Annotated in this window: 20 protein-coding genes and 1 pseudogene; 14 read left to right on the top strand and 7 right to left on the bottom strand. The window is 40.4% G+C overall.

All coding sequences use genetic code 11. The features are described from left to right. Window positions 1-82: 82 nt before the first annotated feature. Window positions 83-649, bottom strand: a complete 567-nt coding sequence (locus ACM1ND_RS23415) for a class I SAM-dependent methyltransferase (RefSeq protein WP_418026609.1) — start codon at window positions 647-649, stop codon at window positions 83-85. 809 nt (window positions 650-1,458) lie between these two features. Between ACM1ND_RS23415 and ACM1ND_RS23410 the strand changes: the two genes are divergently transcribed. From ACM1ND_RS23410 to ACM1ND_RS23385, 6 genes and pseudogenes are all read left to right on the top strand, one after another. Beyond that, window positions 1,459-2,049, top strand: a complete 591-nt coding sequence (locus ACM1ND_RS23410) for a DedA family protein (protein ID WP_023990456.1) — start codon at window positions 1,459-1,461, stop codon at window positions 2,047-2,049. A 44-nt stretch (window positions 2,050-2,093) separates the two neighbouring features. Continuing rightward, the gene (locus tag ACM1ND_RS23405) at window positions 2,094-2,375 is read left to right on the top strand and encodes a hypothetical protein (protein WP_028541746.1); all 282 of its coding nucleotides are present in this window, start codon (window positions 2,094-2,096) and stop codon (window positions 2,373-2,375) included. After that, window positions 2,376-2,972 (top strand): DedA family protein, encoded by a 597-nt coding sequence (locus tag ACM1ND_RS23400; RefSeq protein ID WP_068938306.1) that lies wholly within the window; start codon window positions 2,376-2,378, stop codon window positions 2,970-2,972. Window position 2,973: 1 nt separating this feature from the next. Next, window positions 2,974-3,099, top strand: a pseudogene (locus ACM1ND_RS23395) (winged helix-turn-helix domain-containing protein); the annotation flags it as partial. A 547-nt stretch (window positions 3,100-3,646) separates the two neighbouring features. Then, window positions 3,647-4,816, top strand: coding sequence for an MGDG synthase family glycosyltransferase (locus tag ACM1ND_RS23390; RefSeq protein WP_338532875.1), 1,170 nt, complete (start codon window positions 3,647-3,649; stop codon window positions 4,814-4,816). A 46-nt stretch (window positions 4,817-4,862) separates the two neighbouring features. Continuing rightward, window positions 4,863-5,561 carry a polysaccharide deacetylase family protein gene (locus tag ACM1ND_RS23385; RefSeq protein ID WP_418026608.1) on the top strand — a complete coding sequence of 233 codons (699 nt, stop codon included), beginning with the start codon at window positions 4,863-4,865 and terminating at the stop codon, window positions 5,559-5,561. Between the two features lie 193 nt (window positions 5,562-5,754). Here ACM1ND_RS23385 and ACM1ND_RS23380 read toward each other — a convergent pair whose 3' ends face one another. The 3 genes from ACM1ND_RS23380 to ACM1ND_RS23370 form a co-directional block, all read right to left on the bottom strand. After that, entirely contained in the window at window positions 5,755-6,903 is a 1,149-nt protein-coding gene (locus tag ACM1ND_RS23380; RefSeq protein WP_075154804.1) for a sensor histidine kinase, read from the bottom strand. After that, entirely contained in the window at window positions 6,896-7,576 is a 681-nt protein-coding gene (locus ACM1ND_RS23375; RefSeq protein WP_023990449.1) for a response regulator transcription factor, read from the bottom strand. The genes ACM1ND_RS23380 and ACM1ND_RS23375 overlap by 8 nt, the downstream gene beginning before the upstream one ends. 88 nt (window positions 7,577-7,664) lie before the next feature. After that, entirely contained in the window at window positions 7,665-8,255 is a 591-nt protein-coding gene (locus tag ACM1ND_RS23370) for a class I SAM-dependent methyltransferase (RefSeq protein WP_160789371.1), read from the bottom strand. Window positions 8,256-8,709: 454 nt separating this feature from the next. Between ACM1ND_RS23370 and ACM1ND_RS23365 the strand changes: the two genes are divergently transcribed. The 6 genes from ACM1ND_RS23365 to ACM1ND_RS23340 all read left to right on the top strand — a co-directional run bounded on the left by ACM1ND_RS23365 (window position 8,710) and on the right by ACM1ND_RS23340 (window position 14,519). Further along, the gene (locus ACM1ND_RS23365) at window positions 8,710-9,384 is read left to right on the top strand and encodes a phosphatase PAP2 family protein (protein ID WP_028541750.1); all 675 of its coding nucleotides are present in this window, start codon (window positions 8,710-8,712) and stop codon (window positions 9,382-9,384) included. 210 nt (window positions 9,385-9,594) lie between these two features. After that, a complete protein-coding gene (locus ACM1ND_RS23360; protein WP_076295693.1) occupies window positions 9,595-10,701 on the top strand; it encodes a TolC family protein in 1,107 nt (368 codons plus the stop codon). Between the two features lie 33 nt (window positions 10,702-10,734). Continuing rightward, complete coding sequence (locus tag ACM1ND_RS23355) at window positions 10,735-12,189, top strand: efflux RND transporter periplasmic adaptor subunit (protein WP_076295692.1); 1,455 nt, start codon at window positions 10,735-10,737, stop codon at window positions 12,187-12,189. Continuing rightward, the gene (locus ACM1ND_RS23350) at window positions 12,186-12,923 is read left to right on the top strand and encodes an ABC transporter ATP-binding protein (protein ID WP_341063815.1); all 738 of its coding nucleotides are present in this window, start codon (window positions 12,186-12,188) and stop codon (window positions 12,921-12,923) included. Before ACM1ND_RS23355 ends, ACM1ND_RS23350 begins: the two co-directional genes overlap by 4 nt. Continuing rightward, a complete protein-coding gene (locus ACM1ND_RS23345) occupies window positions 12,920-14,134 on the top strand; it encodes an ABC transporter permease (protein WP_418026607.1) in 1,215 nt (404 codons plus the stop codon). Before ACM1ND_RS23350 ends, ACM1ND_RS23345 begins: the two co-directional genes overlap by 4 nt. Before the next feature lie 133 nt (window positions 14,135-14,267). Then, on the top strand, window positions 14,268-14,519 hold the full coding sequence (locus tag ACM1ND_RS23340) for an RNA polymerase sigma factor (RefSeq protein ID WP_418026606.1): 252 nt from the start codon (window positions 14,268-14,270) through the stop codon (window positions 14,517-14,519). Window positions 14,520-14,854: 335 nt separating this feature from the next. On the opposite strand, the gene mprF is transcribed toward ACM1ND_RS23340, so the two are convergent. Then, window positions 14,855-17,500 carry a bifunctional lysylphosphatidylglycerol flippase/synthetase MprF gene (gene mprF, locus ACM1ND_RS23335; RefSeq protein ID WP_418026605.1) on the bottom strand — a complete coding sequence of 882 codons (2,646 nt, stop codon included), beginning with the start codon at window positions 17,498-17,500 and terminating at the stop codon, window positions 14,855-14,857. A gap of 1,301 nt (window positions 17,501-18,801) precedes the next feature. On the opposite strand from mprF, the gene ACM1ND_RS23330 reads away from it, so the two are divergent. Then, a complete protein-coding gene (locus ACM1ND_RS23330) occupies window positions 18,802-19,203 on the top strand; it encodes a VOC family protein (RefSeq protein ID WP_071558210.1) in 402 nt (133 codons plus the stop codon). A 208-nt stretch (window positions 19,204-19,411) separates the two neighbouring features. Continuing rightward, the gene (locus ACM1ND_RS23325; protein ID WP_023990439.1) at window positions 19,412-19,648 is read left to right on the top strand and encodes a hypothetical protein; all 237 of its coding nucleotides are present in this window, start codon (window positions 19,412-19,414) and stop codon (window positions 19,646-19,648) included. Window positions 19,649-20,051: 403 nt separating this feature from the next. Here ACM1ND_RS23325 and ACM1ND_RS23320 read toward each other — a convergent pair whose 3' ends face one another. Together ACM1ND_RS23320 and bglS are read right to left on the bottom strand one after the other, a co-directional pair. Then, entirely contained in the window at window positions 20,052-22,901 is a 2,850-nt protein-coding gene (locus ACM1ND_RS23320; protein WP_110455570.1) for an alpha-amylase family glycosyl hydrolase, read from the bottom strand. Window positions 22,902-23,682: 781 nt separating this feature from the next. Further along, window positions 23,683-24,396 carry a beta-glucanase gene (gene bglS, locus ACM1ND_RS23315; protein WP_023990437.1) on the bottom strand — a complete coding sequence of 238 codons (714 nt, stop codon included), beginning with the start codon at window positions 24,394-24,396 and terminating at the stop codon, window positions 23,683-23,685. Window positions 24,397-24,490: the final 94 nt, after the last annotated feature.

Below are 24,490 nucleotides of genomic sequence, written 5' to 3'. Positions count from 1 at the left end.
TGATAATAAGGTAAAGTCTTCACTTTTTCTACATAGGCATAAGCGAAACATTTAATGGAGTGAATGAAAGTGTCATCATCATTTAAATTGTTTCCTTTTTGCGACAGACGTAAACGAAAGCGGGAGGGATATTGAAAGGTGCTAAATCAATTTTTTCAATGATAAATTTTTCGGAAAGCTGCTTTTTCATTTGAAGCGAATATTGAAAGGCGATAAACAAGCCTCCAGGTTTGAGTGCTTTATAGATCTGTTCAACCAAGGTATCTCTCAATTCACGCTCAAAATTAAAAAAAGGTAGTCCGCTAAAAATACAATCCAGCTGATGAATGTGCTCTTTCTTCATTGCTTCTACTAACTGAGCAGCGTTCGGATGACAGGAGAAGTCTGGGTATTCTGTCTGTAAATTATTCCTCATAGTCTCATTCATCTCAAACAATAACACTTTCGTGGGTTCACTCACCTGGGCGTTGATAAAGCGGGTGATGGCACCTGTACCCGATCCGAGTTCTGCGACTGCCTTAATCTCGTTCCAGGGGGCTTGTTTAACCATTTTGGTCGCTAGAAACTGGGAGCTTGGTATAACACTGCCTACATTTTTTGGGCTGTGAATAAAGCTTTGCAAAAATAAAAGGTATTCATTAAGTTTCAACTGATTTTCCTCCATTACTGTTTTTATTGTCAGGAACAATGCTGAATATGGCACAAATATTAAACAAATTTATTTCTTTTATCGAAACGGATGGATACCGAAACGATTAAAAATGAGAAAATTGAAGTGAAGACATAGGGAGAAAATATCGTACGATTGGGAAGAACATACCGATGCACATGGCCCAATCTCTCTATTTCTGCACCTCTTTATTGTTTCGATACAGAAATCATAATGAAAAAAACTAAGGAATTAATGAGTATATTTCTAAAGAAAATCTAAAGATTCATCTATAGAAGGTTTAAAATCTATATCATCCAACCCAAAAAGCCTTACCAACCAAGTCGGTAAGGCTTTTTTATAAGGGCAAACTGTTCCGCCACGCAACTCAATGATATTTATGGCTATAGAAAGACCTAGTGCGACTCTAATTTGTATCCCTTCATAATGTTGGGAGGGGGATGTTTATGAGATCGTGTATTTTCTTCTACTTGTATGTGAAGCTATGTTTTCACTAGTACGAGTGGGAATAGGAGAGTGAACTCTCTCTTTTTCAATTTCCATCAGTGCTAAAGAAGTAGAATTACCAAAGTGTTAGGATAAAGTTGAGGTCTGATTAGCTTGGTTAAAAGCTGATCAGACCTTTCCTACATTGGGCGTAAAACAGTTTAAGATGTCAAGCCATGGCTTGGAGGGGAGAATTAAAGGCGTTTTTGTATTACTTCAGAATTTCTTTAGAAATATCCCTATAAGCTCCTAAGATTTTTATAATAATATACTTTCATCGACATTAACGAGGAGGTTAGAACATGATTAGTGATATCGTCTTACAGCTAGTCGATCATTATGGATATCTCTTTTTTTTCTTAGCCTTCTGCCTAGGCCCATTCGGCGTCCCGGTTCCAAATGAAATAACCATACTAACAGGTGGAATTTTGAGTAACAACGGAGCTTTAAACCCGTGGATTGTATATATTGTTATTCTCGCTGGCTTATTTACAGCAATTACAATTGCTTATTTTGCGGGCAGAATCTTTGGAGAAAAATTTAAACTAAAGTTTCAAAACAACCGTCACTTTCAGAAAGCAGAGAAATTTTTTGAACAACACGGAGATATCGCAATGTGTCTTGGACATTTCATACCAGTCATTCGGTATATTTTGCCTGTATTCGTTGGTCTAAACGGTACCTCATACAAGAAGTTTGCTTTGATTTCGTATTCCAGCGCGTTTGTTTGGACCGCTACGTTCTTTACCTTTGGCAAGTTCCTTGGACATTATATATTGGCTTTGCTAGATTTGATCGATCCTAAATTGGCCGTGGTTGCTCTAATGATAGCCGTTGGCACCTTTATCACAACCAAGTGGTTCAAGTCGAAATTATCCAACTTTACTGCATAAGCTGGTGAACAAATGAAAAAAATAGAAGAAAGGGGGAGAGTCATTTGACTTCAAATCAGTATGCAATGTTCTTGCAACGATTTATTAAAAATCCAAAGCGAGTTGGAAGTGTTTTGCCCAGTTCACGGTTTCTGGCGAGTAAAATGGTTCAATCTGTGTCATGGGATGATGTGAGCACAATTGCAGAATTCGGTTCTGGCACAGGAGCTATCACACGCTTTATCGAACTGCGAGTAAATCGATCTGCTATTGATAAAATCGATTTTGTGCCCCTCAATTTTCCTCCTGCTTTTGTTTATACATGTCGTAAGAAGGAGGGGATTTAAGTGAGTTATGACACACTAATTCATTGGATTGCGCAGTTTGGTTATGCTGCTTTATTCTTTGCATTATGGCTCGGAATTGTTGGAATGCCAATACCGGACGAGGTTGTCGTTATGACCGGCGGAGCCGTTAGCAAAGTAGGATTACTCCATTATTTCCCAGCATTTATTATCACTTATTTAGGAGTTATCTCCGGGCTTTCTCTTGGTTATATTCTAGGCAGGTTTTTCGGTTCGCCGGTGCTGGATAAACTTCGCCATAAAAAAAATTTGGGGAAGCATATACAAACATCAGAACACCTTCTAAATAAATATGGAAATATTGCATTGAGTTTTAGCTACTTTTTTCCGGTGGTGAGGCATATTGTTCCCTATTTAGTCGGAATTAATAAAATGTCATTTCGCCGTTATATTCTTTATTCCTATACAGCCGGTCTTGTTTGGACGTCTGTCTTTTTTGTAGTTGGCCAATTTGCAGGTGGTCATGTGGAAACAATCGGGACAATGATTTATCACTACGGTATATATGTGGGACTTGCCTTAATCATAGGAATTGTCATATTCATGATTCTTAAAAGTCGGAAAAGGAGCAAAGCGTGATGTGTGGAATCAACCTTTAGGAGATTTAGATAATACGGTAGTAGTTCAAATTCTGAATTTACACGAGAAAATAGATGATCTTCCAAGAGAGCCGCGATATATAAAAACCGTTTGGGGAGTTGGGTAGAAAATTGAAACTGATAAACGGCAAAAGAAATGTTTGCTTTGAGATTTTTTTGGCGTTAGTTTTCAGTCTCGTCATTGCATATCTCAGTTTCGCCATTGTAATAACTTGTATCAATTTGTTTGTAAATCGATTACAAGCGGGATATTTTTTTCTAAAGCTAGACCAGCCTTTATTTCCCCCTTTTTTTAAACTGACCCGACACATGTTTAAATACATTTTCGATTTGCCCGAAGGTTCGCAAGTTCACTTTTGATAGATTTAAAGGAAATACAACAAAGTTATGATTTCCTGTTGCTATATATTCTAGCAGCTCAAACGATTTTCACATAAGGCGAAATGCTGATTTAAAAATATTAATCGTCCTAGTCAGATATACCCCCACCAACTCCCGAATTTCATTTCATCATCAATAATAAGAATCGTTTCTTTGGCATATGAAAGCATCCTTTCTGTGCCTTCAGTTTATGCCGATTTCTCTTAACATAAAAGGAAAGTAATTCTTAAACGTTTCTGAGATTTGATTTTTTGAAAAGGAGAGCTGTGTTCCATGAAAAAAGGAACGAAAGAAAGAATGTTGATTCTTACCGGAAATTATGGAGATGGTCACATTCAAGTAGCCCAAGCGATACAAGATGCGATGCAAATTCGATTTCCTCATATGGAACCTGTCATTATTGATTTTATGGAATGGGTCCATCCTTATATGAATCATTTGAGTCGAAATGTTTATCTCCAAGCCGTAAAAACATTCCCTCAAGTTTATGGATATCTATATCAGAAAACGCGGAGACAAAACACCCTATCCTATATTATAAAGACCGTTTTTTCTACAGGAATCGGACGAATGATGAAATTGATTAATGAAATACAGCCAGCTATTGTAGTATGCACCTTCCCCTTGGCGGCAGGCGTGATGTCGAAGTTGAAATCATATGGTTCAATCGATATTCATACTGTTACTATCATTACCGATCACACGGATCATAGTTCATGGATTTATCCATATACAGATCAATATATTGTGGGTTCCAGAAGTGTACGTGATTCTTTAATTCAATTAGGTGTTGAAGAGACTCGGATTGCAGATACGGGAATTCCCATTCGCCCGCAATTTTCTCAGTCCATAGAAAGAGAGAAAACAGCTAAGAAGTATGGTTTAGATCCTCATATGCCTACTGTGCTTGTGATGGGAGGAGGTTGCGGCATGATTGGCGATGGAAGCTCTACTATTCAGAAATTTGATCTATTGTCACAGCCTGTACAATTCATCCTTGTTTGTGGGCATAATGAAAAACTTCGAATGAAATTGAATGAGAGTCTGAAAATTTCCAAACATCGCATCTATTTAACAGGTTATATTAACTATGTTCATGAGTTAATGGCTATATCTGATATTATGATTACCAAACCAGGAGGAGTCACGACTTTTGAGGCGATTGCTATGGAACTGCCGATGCTACTTTGTAAACCAATCCCTGGTCAAGAACAGGATAATGCCAAATTTTTAGTTCGTTCTGGGGTAGCCATTCATGCAGAGACATCTGGGGATCTAACCGAGCGCCTATCGGAATTACTAGATGATGCAAAACTTCTTCAACATATGATAGAAAATACTAAACAGTTCCATCCTAAAGAGTCCGCGTTTGCTTCATTAGAAGTTATTTTTGGAACTATTGCAATGAATAATAGATCCAGTGAAATAAAGATATGCTCCTAGAAAAAAGGCAAGCATGGATTTATTACTGTTAAAAAGGAGCAGGATCATGAAGCAGACATTCATAATTCTCATTAGTGCATTACTCGTATACACGATTATCCCGACCCTTATAATCCGACTATTTGGAATCGGAGTTTATAAAAGGGGAACGGGCGAGCAGCCCATTGCGTTAACTTTTGATGACGGTCCGGACGCAGAATTTACGCCTCTTTTGCTTGATTTATTAAAGAAATATAATATAAAGGGTACCTTTTTTGTCCTTGGTCGCAAAGCAGAGAAATATCCCGATTTAATCCAACGGATGCACAATGAAGGACATCTTGTCGGAATCCATAATTATGTACATTGGTCAAATGCTTTAATGAGTCCTAAGAGGGTTCGCGAGCAGGTAAACAAAACGGCCAATGTCATTAATCGTATTATTGGAGAGAAAGCCTTCTATTATCGGCCCCCGTGGGGAGTCATTAACCTATTTGATTTTTTTCTGATGAAGCAATTTCGCATGATTCTTTGGTCTGTTATTGTAGGTGACTGGAAGAGCTCTGGCGGCAAGCAAAAAATTAAGCAAAGGCTGCTGTCCAAGCTAAGGGGTGGAGCTGTTATCGTTCTTCATGATAGCGGGCAAACGTTTGGAGCAGACAGGGATGCACCTGCATACATGTTGGAGGCATTAAATGAATTTATCATTGAAGCATTATATACGGGATATTGTTTTCAGAGAGTAGATGAGAAAAGAGCTGCATAATGAACAGGCTAAATATATGAGCATTAATTATGGTACGGCCGTGATAAGCGCGGCTTTTTTGTTTTACATAAACACATTATCTGTCAGCACTCTCGAGGATTATACTTAAAAAACAGAGTAAGTTTAATTTGGATACTAAAAATCAAAACTTAAGCCCGGGACAAAGTATTGTTCGGGGCTTAAGTTTTTTTACTTATACATCAAGGTTGCCGGAGTGGCCTTCTTCTGATCCAATGGAACGGGTCAGAACTCCTTCGAAAGGCAAAGTAAGAGTAAATTTAAATATGTTATTTATATGAATGAGCGTTAAGGTTCCTCCATGCAACTCAATAATGTTTCTAGCAATAGAAAGGCCCAGACCTGCTCCCGTTTGAATGCCTTCACTACTTCTTGAATGGTCTACTTTATAAAAACGATTGAAGAGTTTATTTTCTTGCTCTTGTGTGAGGGGATTCCCTTTATTTTCGATCTCAATACTAATTTGCTTATTATCCAACTTCATTAAAATACGTACGGTTCCTGGCTTTACAGAGTACTTAAGGGCATTCATGAGTAGATTATCGATTGCTCTGGCAATTTTTTTACTGTCAATAACGGTTATAATAGGAGAGTTACCTAAGTCTTTAATAATATGGATACCGTTCTCTTGAGCGATCGGTTCAAATTCAAAAATTAATTGATCTAGAAGCTGGAATACATCGATTTTATTTAGGTCCAGGCGGGTATCGACCGAAGTAAGTCGGGTATATTCAAACAAATCATCGAGCAATTTTTTTAAATGAATAGCTTTGTTATAAGTGTTTTGAACAAATCGCGTATATTCATCTTTATTTTGAAATGAATTTGTTCTTAAGAGTTCTATATAGCCAATAATGCTTGTAAGTGGCGTACGCAAGTCGTGTGATATGCCTGTTATCATTTCCAACTTGGAGATTTCTAGTTCACGTTCCTTTTCGATCTGCTGTTGTAGACGTTCCGCCATCAAGTTGATATTAAACGCAACCCTCCCAAGCTCATCATTTCGCATGACAGGCACTCGATAGCTTAAATTACCCTCGGATATAATTTGAAGCCCCTGCTCCAACGAAATTAAGTCTCTTACGATTCGTCGAGTTAAAGCTAGGAAAGTAATAATAAAGTTAACCATAAACAGGGGGGGGAAAATATACGGAATGAAATTGAGGAGCCACTCGGATTCCATGCCATGGCCAATATCCAGTAAAAGTAAAATGAGCATGTTATTTATGGTTGTGGCGATAATGAGACTTAGCATCATTCTGATTAAAATATTGACCTGAATCATCCTTTTTTTTCGTTTTGGTTTTTGCACATGTTCAGTCAATTTTATAACCAACTCCCCAAATCGTTTTAATATACTGAGGATCTCTGGGGAACTCCTCTAATTTCTCTCGTAAATTACGAATATGGACCATCACGGTATTATCGGAATACCCAATAGGATCTTTCCACACGCTTTCGTAAATCTTATCAAAGCTAAATACTTGCCCAGGGTGGCTTGCAAGCAACTCTAGAATTGAAAACTCAAGAGGGGTCAGCGAAATGTTATTTTCTTTCAATGTAACTGAATGTTTACTCTTATCGATCACAAGATCTTTGATGAATATAACAGAATTAAATTCTTCTTTTCCTATTAATGATTGTCGCTGCAAATGAGCTTTTACTCGAGCGAGTAATTCTAACGGATTAAAAGGTTTTATCATGTAATCGTCCGCACCGGGAGTAAGACCCGAAATTTTACCAATATCTTCTTCCTCCCCCGATAGCATGATAATGGGGGTGCTCGATATTTCCCTTATTTTAATGCAAGCATTAATGCCATCCATTTGTGGCATCTTAATATCTAAGATGACAAGTTCGAAAGAGATTGATCTTATTAAATCTAACGCTTCCAGACCATTTGCAGCTTCTATGACAAAGTATCCTTCATTGCGCAAATAAACGTGAATGACATCTCGAATCTCTGTATCGTCACCTACAACAAGTATTGTATCCATTACATGATGCCCCTTTCCTACTTTTTATGATTACGGCTACTAAAATTCTATAATTAAGACAAATCCAATGATTGCTACGAAAAGTTTATTAATACCGATTATTGCCTCCCCTTTTGCGACAGGTATATACAAAAGCTGGAGGGAAATTGAAAGGTACGAACTCGATTTTTTCGATGATTAAATCTTCGGCAAATTTTTTTTTCATTTGAAGTGAGTACTGATAAGCGACAAAAATCCCTTCTGGTTTTAGTGCCTTAATAATCTGATTAAGTAAGCTTTCTCGCATTTCACTCGTAAAATTAAAAAATGGCAATCCGCTAATAATACAATCAAGCTGGCCGATGTCATCTTGATTCAATTTTTTGATTAATTGGCAAGCGTTTGAATGACACGCGAAATCTGAGTATTTTGTCTTCAGAGTAGCTCTCATTTTCTTATCCCTTTCGAACAATAGCACTCTTGTTGATCCGGTTAACTGTGGCTTCATGAAACGTGTAATAGCACCTGTACCTGACCCGAGTTCTGCGACTGCCTTTACCTCATTCCATGGTATAGACTCAACGATTTTAGCTGCTAGAAATCGGGAGCTAGGTATAACACTTCCTACTCGTTGTGGATTTGTGAGAAATCCTTGCAAAAAAAGTAGACATTCACTGATATTCAACTGTTTTTCCCCCATTATTTAATTTCTCCCTTTTGGGTACCCAACAAATAAAGGGATGATATACCGAACAACTGGAAGGAATAATCCAAAACATATTGCCATATCTCCTCGTTTTGTTATTTATATCAATATAAAAATAGTAACGAAAAAATCTAAGGATTTTACGAGGATATATCTAAAGAAAATCTGAAGATATGTACACTATTCAGACTCGAAGTTTGCAAGAAGTGCATGAAAATCAGAAAGCTGATCTGATTGAAGAACCCAAAAAGCCTTGCCAACAAAAAAGTTGGCGAGGCTTTTTATTACGTAAATTGTTGATAAGATTCCCTATAAATAAGATGTGAGAGGGAATACCCCTTACCAACTAATGTTAAGGAATTCTTTAGAAAAATCCTCTAAAGTTCTTCAGAGTTTATCATTATGATGGGTTCATTGCTATAGATGAACCTAATCAGGAGATGATAACGTGACTCACCCTACAAAACAAACCTTCCTTTCAACTTGGCTGTCTCTTCTATGGCTTACAGTGGTTCCGTTATTGTATATTTTCTACGGTATACTTAACCATCCTACCGAACACGTCTATAGCCTCGTAACGGATCTAGATCGCCTAACGCCATTCGTTCCGTCCTTTATTATTCCTTATGTTCTTTGGTACCCGTTCATTGCATCTGTACTGATCGGACTTGCGTTCAAGGACAGAACAGCTTATTACCGGACGCTACTTGCGCTCTGTGGAGGGCTGATCCTTTCTTATATCGTCTATGCCCTTTTCCAAACGGCTGTTCACCGTCCAGACAATCTAGCCCAGACAGGCGTCATCAACCGTTTGGTCTGGTTGGTGTACAGCCATGACCAGCCGTTTAACTGTTTCCCGAGCATTCATGTGCTAACCAGCTACCTGATGCTTCGTGGAGCAAGGGTATTCGGAAGAACGATTCGCTGGGCAGTCACCGCGATGTCTATTGTCATTATAGCGTCCACTTTGCTGGTCAAGCAGCATGTACTAGCAGATGTCGTTGGCGGTATCCTAGCCGGAGAGCTGTTGTACCGATCGGCGGGCATAGCCTTATCATACCTACGGGGACATAGAAATCGCCTGACTCTGAAAGGAGGCGAGCGTCATGTTTCTGCTGAGTAAAGAGAGACGCTCATTCATATCTCATTTTATGAGAAAACCCTGACATATGATTACATTGCTAGATCGTTTCATCCCGAAATACTTTTAGCCAAAGCAGAAAGCAATCTGCACGTGTCTATGATTCATTTGTAGTTGCTCAAAAGAGAACAATAGATAATTCATATAAGAATGTGTTTGTACAATTATTTAAAAATAGAAAGAGGGGGTTCTATGAAAAAACGTATGTTCATTTTATTGCTGTTGGCCTTATCAACCAGTTCTTTTTCAGGGTCCTTTGTTCAAGCAGAGGGGCAGCAATTGGCTTCCAATGCAAGTGTGAAACTAACATTGAGTCAAGCCCAGCAATGGGCGCGATCCAATAGCTTTAGCTTGAAGGAGGCCCAGCAAACGATAGATCGCAATCGGATTAACTTGAAAAATGCAGGTAAGAATCTGGACTTCATTCCCGCAGGTACAGGTAATGGAGAAGAGGATGCGGCCAGTAGTTCAGCATGGAAGGGGTATGCCTCATCGACGGTTTCTTATCTGGAATCCAAGAAGCAAATCGAGCTTGCCCAAGATCAGACAGACTACACTACAATGAAGAACTATTATGAGGTACTTCTGGCTGATAACAAGGTGAAGAGCAGTGAGGATGCACTTTCGCTTGCATTATTGGAGGAAAAAGCTGCTGAGGCAAAAGCCAACCGTGGGAAAATTTCTCCAAGTGATCAAAGCAGCATTATTCAGACTCGTATAGAAGCACAAAAAAATATAGAGATTGCAAAAGCTGCGTTGCAAAAAGCGATGGATTCACTAAATACCCAAATGGGGCAACCGCAAGGTACGGTCTATGAACTGGTGGATCGACCTGTTTACCGAAAAATGGATAGCACGAATTTGGATACGCTTGTGACACGTGCCATTTCGGCGAGTCCTTCGGTATGGAGACAGGAGGAGGCTGTCAAGCTGGCAAAGATGGAAGTTAAATATTACACGTGGAACTCAGGGAATGATGATTATGAAATTAAACAGATCGATGTAGATTCAGCACAAGGTGGACTGGAAAATACCAAAGACCAATTGGCAGAAACATTGAAGAGTATGTACTTTAATTTACAGCAAAATGATGAGCAATACGAACAACTGCAAAGTAATCTGCAGAACGCTAATAAAGTATTAAACATTTCTCGTAAAAAAAAGGAACGGGGATTTGCCACAGGTATGGAGGTCGCTACTAATCAGTTAAAAGTGAAGCAAATAGAACGGAATATGGATGAATTGATTGTTCAAATGACACAGTTACAACATGCTTTAAACAAACCGTGGAGTGTATAGGATTTAAAAAAATATATTTAAGGGGATATGACATTGCCGGAAACAGTAAAAAAAGATGCATTGCAAATATTAAGAAAAAAAAGAAGATTAAAAGTGATCATAGGTATTCTGGCCTTGATCATTATAGTGGGAATCGGTGGTACTGTTTATATGAATAGGGGGCAGGAAAAGCCCGTGGAGGGTCCTGCGAATCAGATTGTTCAGGTGAAAAAAAACAATATAACCGAATCGCTTGCCGTGACTGGGACCGTTCAGGCTTCCAAGGAAGTGAATATTAATTTTACAAATGTCGAGGGTGCCAAGCTCATTGCGGTCAATGTCAAAGCAGGAGATAGTGTTAAGGCGGGCCAGGTTTTAGCTCGTTTAGATGATTCAGATGCCAAATTACAAATTAAAGATGCCCAGTCCAATGTTGCGATTGCAAGGGCCAAGCTAGAGGAAGCCAAGCGTGGACCAAAGCAAATTGATATTGAGCTCCAGAAGGCAAATGTCCTAAAGACACAGATGGCGATTAAAACAGCCAAGGACGGGATGGAGTTAGAGGAAGCCGCTGCACAAAAAGAGGTTGCCAAGGTGACCTTGGATAAAGCCCAGAAGGATTATGATGACCAGACTTATCTAGTTCAGAATGATGCGGCCGCAGAAAGTGACCTGGCGACGGCCAAGCAAAGCTTGGATAAGGCAAAATTGGATATGAGTAATGCCGAGCTTCAATACAAGAAGGCACAGATCAGACAAAACCAGGCTATTGAAGATGCTGAAATGGGTTATAAAACCGCTTTAATTCAATTAAAGGCAGCACAGTCCCCGCCTGAAGCTTCCAACATTCAATCTGCACAGGCTTCTTTACAGCAGGCCGAAACAGAATTGGAGCAAAAGAAAAGTGTTCTGAATAAATTACAGGTTACGGCGCCGTGGGATGGGATTGTTTTGAAGGTCAACGGCGATGTGGGCACCAGTCCTACTGCACCTTTTATCATAATGAATAACTCCAATACAGGGGTCATGAAGGTTAGTGCCAAGGTTAACGAAAGTGATATCGCCAAATTGAAGACCGGACTTCAGGCTACAATGCATACCAATTCATTTCCGGACAAGCAATTCAAAGGAGAAGTTCTTTTTGTTTCTCCAGAGCCAGTTGTGGAATCCAATGTGACTACATACAAAGTTGAATTGTCTTTGGATAGCCAAAAAATAAGGCTGCAACCGGGGATGAACATGGATGTATCCCTTCTGTTAGCTGAACACAAAGACGCGCTGTCTGTGCCATTGTTTGCATTGAGATCTGAAGGTGGTGTAGATGGAGTATATGTGGCGAAGAACGCGGCAAATCCTGCTGATTATGGATTTAGACCGGTGAAACTAGGCGTATATACAGCGGATCAGGCCGAAATCAAGTCTGGTGTCAAGGAAGGCGAAACTATTGTTATTCCTCCTCAGAACAGCAGTGCTGATCCGAATGGCAGTGGAGGGGGGCAGGCACAATGAGCGAAACTCAATCCAATAAAACGGTGATCGAAATTAAAGAACTGAAAAAAATGTATGAAGTAGGCGGTCAGGAGATTCAGGCTCTGCGCAGCGTGAATTTATCCATTAGCGAAGGTGAGTTTGTTGCTATCATGGGACCCTCTGGTTCGGGCAAGTCTACCATGATGAATGTCATTGGTTGCCTGGATCATCCGGATACCGGAAAATACTACCTGGATGGGTATTCCATATTGGATGCTCGTGAGAACGAACTTTCGGAGATTAGAAATCAGAAACTAGGTTTTGTGTTTCAAAAATTTTATTTACTTCCCCGAACTACAGCATTAGCCAATGTAGAGCTACCTATGATGTATGCAGGTATACCTGCCAAGGAACGCCGGGAACGAGCCGTGGAGGCGCTACGAAGCGTTGGCCTTGCCGAACGGATGTATAACAAGCCTAACGAGCTTTCTGGTGGTCAGCAGCAGCGTGTCTCCATTGCACGTGCATTGGTAAATAATCCTGTTATTCTGCTGGCAGATGAACCTACGGGCGCACTGGACACGAAAACGAGTATTGAGATTATGGAACTGTTTCAAGGGTTGAATGAGCTGGGAAAAACTATAGTTCTGGTTACTCATGAGCTGGAAATAGCTGAATATGCCAAACGATTGATTAGTTTTCGGGATGGTAATATTGAGCGGGATGAGCAAATTACGAATAGACGAATTTCATCAAGGATGGTAAGCCTATGAATGTGATGGAAACGATCCGTGTATCAATGAATAGCTTAACCACCAACAAGATGCGTTCATTTTTAACGATACTCGGTATTATTATTGGGGTGGCAGCGGTTATTGCCATTATGGCAATCGGAAACGGTTCTAAAGCCAGCATTAAGGAGGAAATAAATAGTCTAGGGAATAATGTGGTTATGGTTGCACCAGCCATGCCAATGACCGAGGAAGAAGTCAATGGGGACAACTTGCCCTCCTTTACGTGGGCTGATATCAAGGCAATGGAACAAAAGAGTTCGATTGCGGCATTAATGCCCAGTATTTCGAGCAATTCAAAAGTTGTATGGGGTCGATATAACTATAATGCAACTATTATAGGAACATCCGCTTCGTTTTATAAAGTTAAAAAGTTTTCCTTTGCTGAAGGCAGGACATTTACCAACGATGAGTTGGATAAACGTATGAATGTTGCTATTCTGGAAAGCCAAGCGGTTGTACGTCTTTTTGGTGGGGATACCAAAAACGTGGTGGGACGAACGTTTCAAATTAAACAGATCCCCTTCAAAGTGATCGGAGTATTGAATTCTCAGCCCGTTACGAATTTAAGCCGCAGTACAAATGATCAAATTTACATCCCTGCTACAACCATGATGAACCGTCTGGGTGAGAGAAATATCACCAGCCTGGATGTCTCCGCCAAGTCACCAGCTATGATGGATCAAGCTCGTTCAGATATATTGGATAGCTTGCGTGTGACGCATCAGCTAAAACCCTCAGAACCGGATCAATTTCAAACTATGAGTCTGTCCGAAGCAGCAGGTGCAGCTTTGGGTGTAGATAATATCATGAGCAAATTGCTGGGAGGTGTAGCCGCAATATCGCTCGTGGTAGGGGGAATCGGAATTATGAATATTATGATGGTCTCCGTTATAGAGCGTACAAGAGAAATCGGTATTCGCAAAGCGATTGGCGCCAAGCCTAGAGATATTATGATTCAATTCCTGTTCGAAGCAGTCATTTTCGGTCTAATGGGAGGTATACTTGGGGTTGCTGCTGGCATAGGAGCGTCTAAAATAATTGAAGCAACAACTCGTATGACCATTGAATTCACGGTCTCGCCGATCATATATTCGTTTCTTAGCTCTGCAGGTATAGGTATCTTATTTGGGGTATACCCAGCTTATAAAGCAGCGAGATTGAAGCCGATAGATGCATTGAGATACGAATAATTTTATTGAAAAATGTTCATGAAACGTAAATAGGTATTGTTGAGGGTGCAGTATTTGTTGAAAAGCAATCGAAGCAGGAAGGAAAAGTAATGCCAAAAATCTTGCTATAGATGTATTAAGAAAACGAAAAAAGATGAGAGAATACTCTTCACATAGAGAACTATTTGATTATCACTGGGATACCCTCGATTTTGTAATTCAAGAGAAAGTCAAGCGAATTCTTTTGATGGTAAGTAATGACGAGCAAAGGACTGTACTCGAATTGCGCCTAGTCCAAGGATACTCCATAAAAGAAACAGCTAAAATTTTAAACAAGAGCGAAGCTGCCGTGAAGTCGTCGCTGTACAGAGCTTCTAAACATATTAAATTAAGATATATTTCATGAACTGATTGGGAAGAACCTAATAAGCAGTAGGACTGACAGTATTCTTTTTGCTAAAAGAGCTTTTTTTTCAAGCTCTGATCCTTAAATATCTTGTTATTGATCCAACCAATACCTCTAGTTTATCTGTTATCTAATACAATAAACCACGTTTTTTATGTCTAGAAGAGTGTAGGTAGAATAGTTGAGTCAAAACATTAAAAAGGTGGTCAAGTGACCACCTTAGGATGTGAAGGAATTCTGAATATCTAGCCGTGAAAAATAATTGCTTTCATTCTATTGCCCTCATTTTTTCAGTCCACGTAACTGTAGCCTATCCAAAGAATTTATTCTGAAGGTTAAAGAAGCTCTACTTGTTCTGGACGACGAGATACCAGTCGGACCAGATCCAGCGTAAGCATTGGAAGTGTCATACCTGCCGGATAAGCTAAATATCTTGCTTGCCATTCAGGTGAGAATTTTTCCTTGTAACGGCGCAATCCCTCAAATCCATACCAGTGCCCACCATATCGGAACACCAGCCGAGCTAATTTTTCTTCACGATGCGCATTCTGATTTTCACCCACACTGGAGAGAGGAGACATACCCAAATTGAAATAAGAATAACCTTGTTCTTTTGCCCATTCAATTATACGTACAAATAACACATCCATCGTTCCATTCGGTGTATCATTCAAATGGCGCATCAGATCAATTGAGATCACTTTATTTTGGTCATAAGCTGGAGCTAATGTTGCAAAAGCCAAAATGTGACCCTCAGCATTACGAAGCAATGTTAAGGGAGAGCGTTGAATATACGCTTCGTTGAACCAGCCTAAAGAATAAGCTTTTTCTTTACGATCGCCTAGCCACTCATCCGAAATCTGACGTAATTCAGACAGTAATTCTGAATGATAGGGTGGGGCAAGCACTTCAAATATTTGACCTTCACGATCTGATTTATTTTTAGCAGTTCGCAAGTTCTGCTTACTTTTCCCACTTAATGTGAATGTAGTTAGAGGAACCAAAGCTTCTTCGCCTAGTTTGAAGAATTTGTAACCATTCTCATGATAGATCGATAGATATTCAGGTGTTGCTTGATAAAAAACAACGGTTAATGCATACTGATCCGCATACCTCTGAAATTCTTGAATCGCAGCAGAGACAAGATTTTTATTACCAACTGGGTCGCCAAGTACAATTAATTTGTGACGCACTCGAGAATAGGGAATTAAAATTTGATCAATTTGCGCCCAATAAAAATTTTTGTCTCCTAGATAGAGAAGATGAGTCAAAAGATTACCGTCTTCTTTGGCAATAAATTGAGTTAATTTCTCTATACCCGCCTCATCTGGACGTATTCCTGTGTAGCGATGCGGGCGTAATGTGAATATAGATGCCATTAAAATTAAAGCACCGATTAATCCAACAAGGGCCGTCACTGCATATTCATGCGGGTTCAAAAACCATTGTTGAGCACGCATTGGTAGATGTCGCAAAATAGCTGGATGAATATGTGTACCAATAACGTAATACGATAACGATGAGATAAAAGCAAGGAACGCCCAAATCCAGATACTACGTAAAGAAATACTAGCACTTTCACTGTTAAATCGAGCCCGAGATATCCATAGCACCAATGCAACAATAAGTAAAATAATAGCTTCCTCGTAATCGAACCCTTTGGCAAATGTGAAGATAGCACCTGCTAACAACAATGCTCCTGTCCATATGTAAGCGCGACGAGTACGCATTGAAATACCACGTGATACGACAATAAGCATAATACCGATAGTCACAGATAACTGTTCTGAAAAACGCATAATAGGTAAAGATAACACATGTTCCATAAAACGTAGGCGAGCAATTAGGCCTGGGGTAGCCGCAGAAAGTAGTAATATGATACCACTGGTGAATACTAACTTTCCAAGCGCCCATGCTCCTAGATCACTAAGTAGACCGAAATGAGAAGGCCAGCCCCAGAATTTGACCCATGTGTTACGTGAAGCGTCCAGACTAGTTGTAATCATTTCACGCATTTGTTTACTGTTCGGACTCATCTCAAACGTAGCTAGCACAAGACCGATCAACCAAGGAACTACAAAGTAAAAAATGCGGAACAATAACAAAATCGTTAGTGCACGTGATGGATCAACACCTAATGTCTGAAGTCCAAGCAACACGATCAGATCAAATGCTCCAATACCACCTGGCGCCATACTAATAATCCCTGCAATTGCTGCTACAATATACACACCGAATACCGGGGCAAACGGTAAATGATTCAGATCATAAAAAGTGAATAACCAAAATAATGCCCCTGCACAAGCCCACTCTAGAACAGAGGAACCTAGAGAAGCGATGACTACTTTCCAAGGTAACTTGCCATCGCCCTTATGAAACCATTTGGCGAACAGGGAAGATCGTTGCATTAATAGGAAGAACGGTAAGTACAATGAAACTCCCCATACACCGATACGAAGCCAAGGAAGTTGTTCAAAAATAGGTTCTACAGGAAAAACACCGACCAGTACAAGACAGCCAAGTAAAGATAGACCGACTAATACGATAGGCGATAAAAAGAGTGCAGCAGCTCCCATTGTTTTCATAGGAACGCCACTTCTCTTATACAGTAATGTACGTAGTCCTAGACCGGTAAGACCAGCGAACCCAATCATATTATTAAATGTATTGGCTATCCATGCATATCGATAAGCCGTTTTCCAATTGATATCAAGCTTAAATTGTTTTCGTATTAAATAATCATAAGTACTCATTACAGATACCGCTATAAAAGAAGCAATGATCAATTGAATAACGACATGAACGGGCATCATGCGTAATTCATGAATAATTTTAGCTAAGTTAATATTCTGAATTTCGTGTCTTCCATATACATAGATAATGACTAAAATAGCTACAGGAATCAGTATCCTAATAATTTTAGCACGGTACAAAGCCAAAAATAGCTGTAAAATTTTAAGCTTTCGAAGCAATTCTCTCATTGTGTCGTCGACTCCACCTTCGGACAAAATAATAGCAATATTTTTAATACAAGACGGATTGTCAAACCAAATGCGACAGGACTTCTGTGAAAGATTCGTGAGCGGTCCTCCAATCCAGACATTTTCGGGGTCGGTGGTTAATTAGATCCAGTAAATGAAGGAGATCTTCATCCGTGACCCAAGCCATCAGTACTCTTGGGGAGGAACCCAGCAGTAAACCGTTAGCATTTTCATTCAAACTGCGTTGCTAGGACAAATAGCGTCAGCAAAACAAACTAGCAGGTTAAGTATAGCCTCCATATCCGCCTGGCAAGCAAACTACTTGGTTCAGTTAGCAGTGGCTGTGAATAAGCTGCCTGCGGGGTACTGTGTGATGATTACACCTAGCGCAATCTCTATGAACAACTCCGTACGATCGGCATTGTTGATGGGAGTATACAAGCGGGTTTATGTTCAATTATTGTGGCTACGTACGCTTCATCCTTACCGTGGGCCAGATACGAGGATACTAGATGTAGTTTCATATGGGATTGTATTCTAAAAGAACTCAGAGAGAGGGCGAAATAAGAATAGATAGGCATAGTGTTAATTAGATTTATTAAGTTATTACTGACCATTTTGAACTTCTCTCTTTTTCTTTCAGAAAGCATAATAAAAAAAACTAAGGAATTAATGAGTATATTTCTAAAGAAAATCTAAAGAATTTGTATAACTAAGTAATAACTTGAAATGGAGATTCTTTCGCTAAGACTCTCCACCGTTAAAGTTGAACAGGGCTTCCTACGCAAGTGCTCCAGTTGCAAGCTCCATGATTAAGCTTCAGCGCCCCTCATCTCGGTTAGAAGACGGAATTCAGTGTGAAAGCTCTAGCTACGCATGAAGAGTTGAATATATTCTTGACTGAATCGTATTTGGTTTATTGATACTCGGATATTTTATTGTTTTGTGAATATAAAAAATCTTATTACCAATAAATATAGTTATAAGCTAAAGGGAAGAACGATGATGCCCCTAAAATCAGATTCTTTGAAAATATATGATTTTGCTTCAGTGACACCTTTGGGTATCCATTATCGGCATGCGCATTCAATATACCCAACTGACTGGAAGCTTCTTTACCTAGATACGGATCCCGAAGAACTTGAAGAGTGCAGAATTGTTGTAAGAGAGTCATTACTTTGATGCGAAATCCATTCTTGGCTAGATCGATACCTTGCGGTTTCTTTTATAAGATTCGCTTCTGCTGCCAGAAGTAGAGTATAGTAGGAGTAGTTGAAAATATATTCCAGGAGGCTACAGCCATGTCACAGGAGATCTGGATTAATCTGCCGGTCAAAGATGTTGAGAGGTCAACTGCCTTTTTCAATGAGATTGGATTCCATGCGGCTAGCGTTGGTAACGAGAGAGCCAAGCTTGCCATAGGCCAAACAACGATTCTGCTGTTCCCGGATGCGGCGTTTGAGAAATTTACAGGTTCAAAAATCGCAGATACTTCCCATACCGCAGAAGTAATATTTTCCATTGGCGCTGAAAGCAGAGAAGAAGTAGATGCCTTTATTCAAAAAGTAGAGTTTGCCGGAGGAAACATCTTTGGCAAACCGAGTGAAATTGACGGCTGGATGTACGGCGCAGGATTTGCCGACCTGGACGGTCACCGCTGGAACCTGCTGTACATGGATGAGAGCAAAATGCCGAAACGCTAATATGAAAACGCCGGTCACCTGCTTAAGGTCACCGGCGTTTTTTACACCCCCTATAATCTCATATCCGTAATTCAAATCAAAATCGTTGCTTAGAAGGAAAAATTCGTGGGTTAAATTTATACAAATCACCTGGGCTATCCCTAAGCTAAGGGATATATTAGATATTTCCAATCCTTTTGAAAATCTCGATCGCTCAAGAGTAGAACTTGTGCATGGATTGACCCATTTGCTTAATAATGCGGGATTAGACCCTAATAATTTAAGTGCTTTTTCTTTAAGAACAGAAGTTATAAAAATCACGGCCAACTTTAACAGCTGGCCTGCGGAAGTAATAGATTTGTATCTAACAACTTCAAAAAACGTTCTAGAAGGTATAAAGGAGATTATTCAGTCTTTTGCTGACCCGAACACACAGCTGAAAGAATTGTTAAAGAAACGTGTGTGAAATACAATGCAAATGGAGGAAACAACTATAATGATTGTATTACAGTTTTGCCTATCATTATTATGGCAATAGCATTATACATTCATGAAGGACATCCTCAATTATCATATGCTTTAGGTACTTTTGGTCTAACGCTTGTACCCGTTGTATGCGGTAGAACATATCCGGATGACCGGTCAGAACCCGTTAATACTTGATGGTTGTTGGTCATTAAATATACGGAGGAATGTACGCACATAGAAGCTGTCGTTGGTGCATCTTGGTTCACTCCCCATCCGTTAAAAATTTAGTCCAGAGCAATATCCTGACTCTCTCTCTTGGATATACTTTTTAATTGGAAGCAACCTTAGCACGGTGCAATACCGAACTGAGGTTGCTTCAGTTAACTAAGACATACTGCCGTTTACTTCAGATAGGTTCCCGTTTCTCCAATTCCACCGCTGCCATTCAATACATATACCCTTGCGTTTCCTTTGCCGGAGCATGTCAGGGTAATCTTGCCATCAGTAACGGTTTTGGAATTACCAGTCACCGCATCCACATAGGTTCCGTTCGGAATTCCGGTAAATGTGGCGTTTCCTGAAATCGTGACCAATGCAAAGCTGTCAATGCCTTTGGCGCTGTCGGTATATCTTCTCTTAAACGCCAGATTGCCCGTTACATTCTCTGTGGAATACTGTCCTTTTTGCAAGGCGGGAACAGCTCTTCTGATTAAATTAAGCTGTCTGATATGTTTTGCCAGAGGATGGTTGAGCGATTCCGCAAGTGTGCCGGTAGCATTTGTGTATTTGCCGTAATCTTGTACTGTAACACTGCCTTCCATGTGATCGCCGTAATAAGCCCGTCCCGTTTTGCTTAGTGGTGCGTTTGGACCCGGATCAATGACAGCCCCCTTTTGGAATTCGATTTCGGAACCATAGAAGATAGCGGGTATTCCGCGGAAGGTGAACATCAGATCGAGATTCTCGGCCCAAGTGTCCTGTGTGCCCGCAAATCTTTGATTTTCCGGAGCCTGGTCGGGCGCATAGTCATGCGAGTCGATATAGGTTACATTCCAGGTAGCATCATTATAGTATTGATCACCACTTCTCATATTGAATGCTTCCTGCGCGGTCTTGAATGCCCAATGCATCGGAAAATCAATCACATCCATGCCCGATTTCATTGAATAGTCAGGCGTATGATAGGTATTTCCGTTTAAGAGAGCATTGTTCGAGGTTGGCTGTCCTGCTGTAGTAGAGTTGTCCGCCCACTCTTGTTCAACCGACACTTTATTGGAGGCGTAATCATTCTTTCCATCGCCCGGATACGATTTCGAGCTTTTCCAAGTATAGAATGGCGTCGAGATCGCCGGAATTCCACTGTTCCAGACATCTCTGTAACGGGTGGCTACTTCTCCAAAAATATAGAAATCCGAGCCGCCTCTTGTCTTCCAGGCAGGAATATAGTATTTATTGAAAATATACCGGCTCACATGCTTCACCGTATCGACACGGAAAGCGTCAACACCCATGTCTATATAGTGATTGTAGGTATCAATTAAATATTCGTTAACTGCAGGGTTTTCCGTGTTCAAATCCACGCAATCTCCCGCTATCTGACCAGTTTGAACAGTATAGGATTCCCAGGAGAGGCTTTTCTCTGTATGGTAAATGTTATTGTTCGTTTCCGCGTTCTTCATTAAAGCGAGCCTTGCCTGATACTGCTGATCGGGTGTCATAGTATCATAGTTTGACGGCAGCTTATCCGTAGTTTTCACCAAGTTGTTAGCCGTATCCGGTTTAGCCGGATCTTTCTTGAACATGGGGTACAGATTCTCTTCACCGAAATTACCGGTATGATTGACAACGATGTCTTGAATAACCTTCAGCCCTTTGGCATGGGCCGCATTGATCAAATCCTGGTAAGAAGCTCCCGCCGATTCATATCTTGGGTCTACTTTGGCGAAATTTATTGCATGGTAACCATGATAATCATAACCGCTGGCATTCTGCACAACAGGTGTAATCCAGACGGCGCTGAATCCGAGGGCTTTGATATAATCGAGCTTTTGAATCAGCCCCTTAAAGTCCCCTCTCCAAGCCGGGTCCGAATCCGGATTACGCGCCTTGGCATCATCCCATGCGTGCATGTTGTTGCTCGAATCACCGTCATAGAACCGGGAAGTAATCACGAAGTAAATAGTATCTTCCCGAAAATCACCTTTATTTCCAATATTATAAACAAAGCTTTGTTTGGTTTGATTGCCAGCGCCGTCTATAACGAGAAATTTTAATGTCGTGGTCTTGGAGATAAGGATGGACGGTCCGGTCAATCCGGCCATAGCGTTGCCGAGGATATATACTTTCGAGCTTATGGTTGGTTCCGTACCATCGTCCGTGTAGTATGCCTTGGTCGTTGCCGCCTTGTTATCATTTAGGTTGAAGGATACAGTCACAGAGGAATCGGAATGTCTGGTAGGCAAATTCGCTGTGATTGTCGGAGCTTGCAGATCTGAATTCAGGTCAATCATATAAGCGAAAGAGGATGCATTTCCAGTTTGACCGATTGAGTTGACACCGAAGGCCTTAATGGTCAAAGAGGAAGCAACTTGGATTGGAGAGGTATACAAGGTAGAGGATGTCGTAGGTGTCGAGCCGTCTATCGTATAGTAAATCTTATCGTCACTGTTGGTGCTGGAAAGCGTCACCGATTGGGACGAATCATATGTTTTGGGTACAGGAGAGGCGGAAATCGCCGGAATTTTAGGCATTTCCGGGCTGGTATCATACCATGTGTTATCTGTGTAATACCAGCCCTCTTTCACACTGCGGGACAAGTCGGCCGTCTGTTTGCCGCTACCGTCATTAAAGATGAGACTTGAGCCTGTGGCCTCGGCAATGGTGTAGCTGTACCAGTCGTTTCCATCCGACTTCATCAGGATTCCCGGCCACGCTCCGCTTATCGGAACGGTTGTCGGATTCAGATTCCAGTAATGGATTCGAATCGCTGAATTCCAGCTTGAAGGTTTCTTAAAGTGAACCGTTAACCCAGTTTGAGTTGATTTAGGTATTGTGGTAGGTGCATACGTTGCGGTAACGGTAGACGTGATCGAAGCGGTTGTAGAGGGAAGGGTAGTCGCTGTGGAATTCGTGTAGGTGGCTGTATAATCGGTGCTACTGGCCGAAGCTACGCCGGGTAAACCGAAGAAGTTGAAGCAAAGCGACAAAATAATCAACCAAGAAATAAAACTCCCAGTTTTTTTTCCTAGCAAGTTAACAACCTCCTGATAATATTTAGTGGAATAGATAATGCAACCGGTTGCATTAAAAATAAAAAAAAAAGAAGACATTTATTTTGATAAAATGGATTCTTTGATCGCCTCCTCCGTGGTATATATGGAAAATAATCATTGTACGCGCTTACAAAAGAAACTATGAGAAAAGCCCATTCACACAGGGCTCTATACCAATGATTTTTTCCTTTTATGATTATATCATCCATACTTTTACTGGTCAATGAATTGCTAGGGACATATTTCAAACCTAAGCTAGCCTGTTCATAATTGAAGCCAACGTCCAAAAAGCCTTGAAAGGCACATGTTAATGTATCAAAGCGAGTCGCTAAGCAGATGTCAATAAGCAGTATATGGTCAGGAAAGAAAATAGAAAACGCGAGCGTGAGTATCCTAAGGTGGAATGGACAGCAATATAAGCTTGAACTTGAAGCTGAATCGGGGATGATTCCTTCAAACGTAATACTTGTTGTCTGACTTCCCTTCATTAAAGTTGGTTCCTGAGTTATAAACCGATTGGAGTTACATGACCCCTTTCCTATATTGGTATCTTTAAAGTAATTGAAGCAGGAAATGCTAACCACCCGCAAACATATGGGTTAAACTGGGGATTTATTAAATACCTGATTATATTCAAGTTGCGCATCGGTGTCGCCAGCTCTGAATAGATTTCCAGCGATTTTCTTCATGGCCGGAACATGGCTGAATCAATGCATCATCAAAAAAAACAGCCACTACAGGGCTGCTTTTGTACTACGGGCTAATTGCTCGTGTATTTTACCCAATCATATTCAGCGTATAGCGGATTCGCTCCATTATACGAACCTAGCCAGTCGTCAACGCCAGTGCCATTCCATAAATTCATCATAATCTTGCCTGGCGTGCTTGGTATGTTTGTAGTTGCCGTATGCTTTAGAACCCCGTCAACATACCACTTAATGTATCCTGGCTGCCAATCGAATGCATAGGTGTGAAAGCCTTTTGATGCATCGAAGCCCAGGTCTACAATCTTCTCGTGACCACCGACCCCGTTTGTATAATAGTTGAATTGCACTTTTGTCGTGTCTTTGCCTAAAAATTCAATATCTATTTCATCCCATTGCGTGCCATCAGTAGGTCCCGTATACGTAAAAAAGGAAGATACGATCCCTGTATTTTTAGCAGGCTTCATGCTGACCTCGTATAAGCCGTATCTGTAAGTGTTCGTCGATCGATACTCTCCGCAGTCAAATTTATTGTACGCAGAACTTGTTAAGCCAAGCTTCATTTTGCCATCGTTCGTAAAATTGACATTATTGGCACGCCAAGTGCAATTAAACATGTTCCCATTGGAATATCCATCCGCTTTTTGCCATGCACCAGAATTGAAACCATTAAGTGGTTCCCAAAAAACATTCCCCGCATAAACGCTTACCGAAAAAAACAGAGAGACAATTCCAGTTGCCAGTAAAGTAAACCAAGATTTCTTCTTCATTTTACACCTCCATAAAAGATTGACCAAACATGAAAGAAACGGCTGACAATGATACATTATTTCAAGTATTGACCGGCTTACCGGAAAAATATAA

The sequence above is a fragment of the Paenibacillus sp. JJ1722 genome (assembly GCF_048282685.1).
GTDB classification, from domain to species: Bacteria; Bacillota; Bacilli; order Paenibacillales; family Paenibacillaceae; genus Paenibacillus; species Paenibacillus polymyxa_B.
This window is presented reverse-complemented; position numbering and strand designations above follow the sequence as displayed.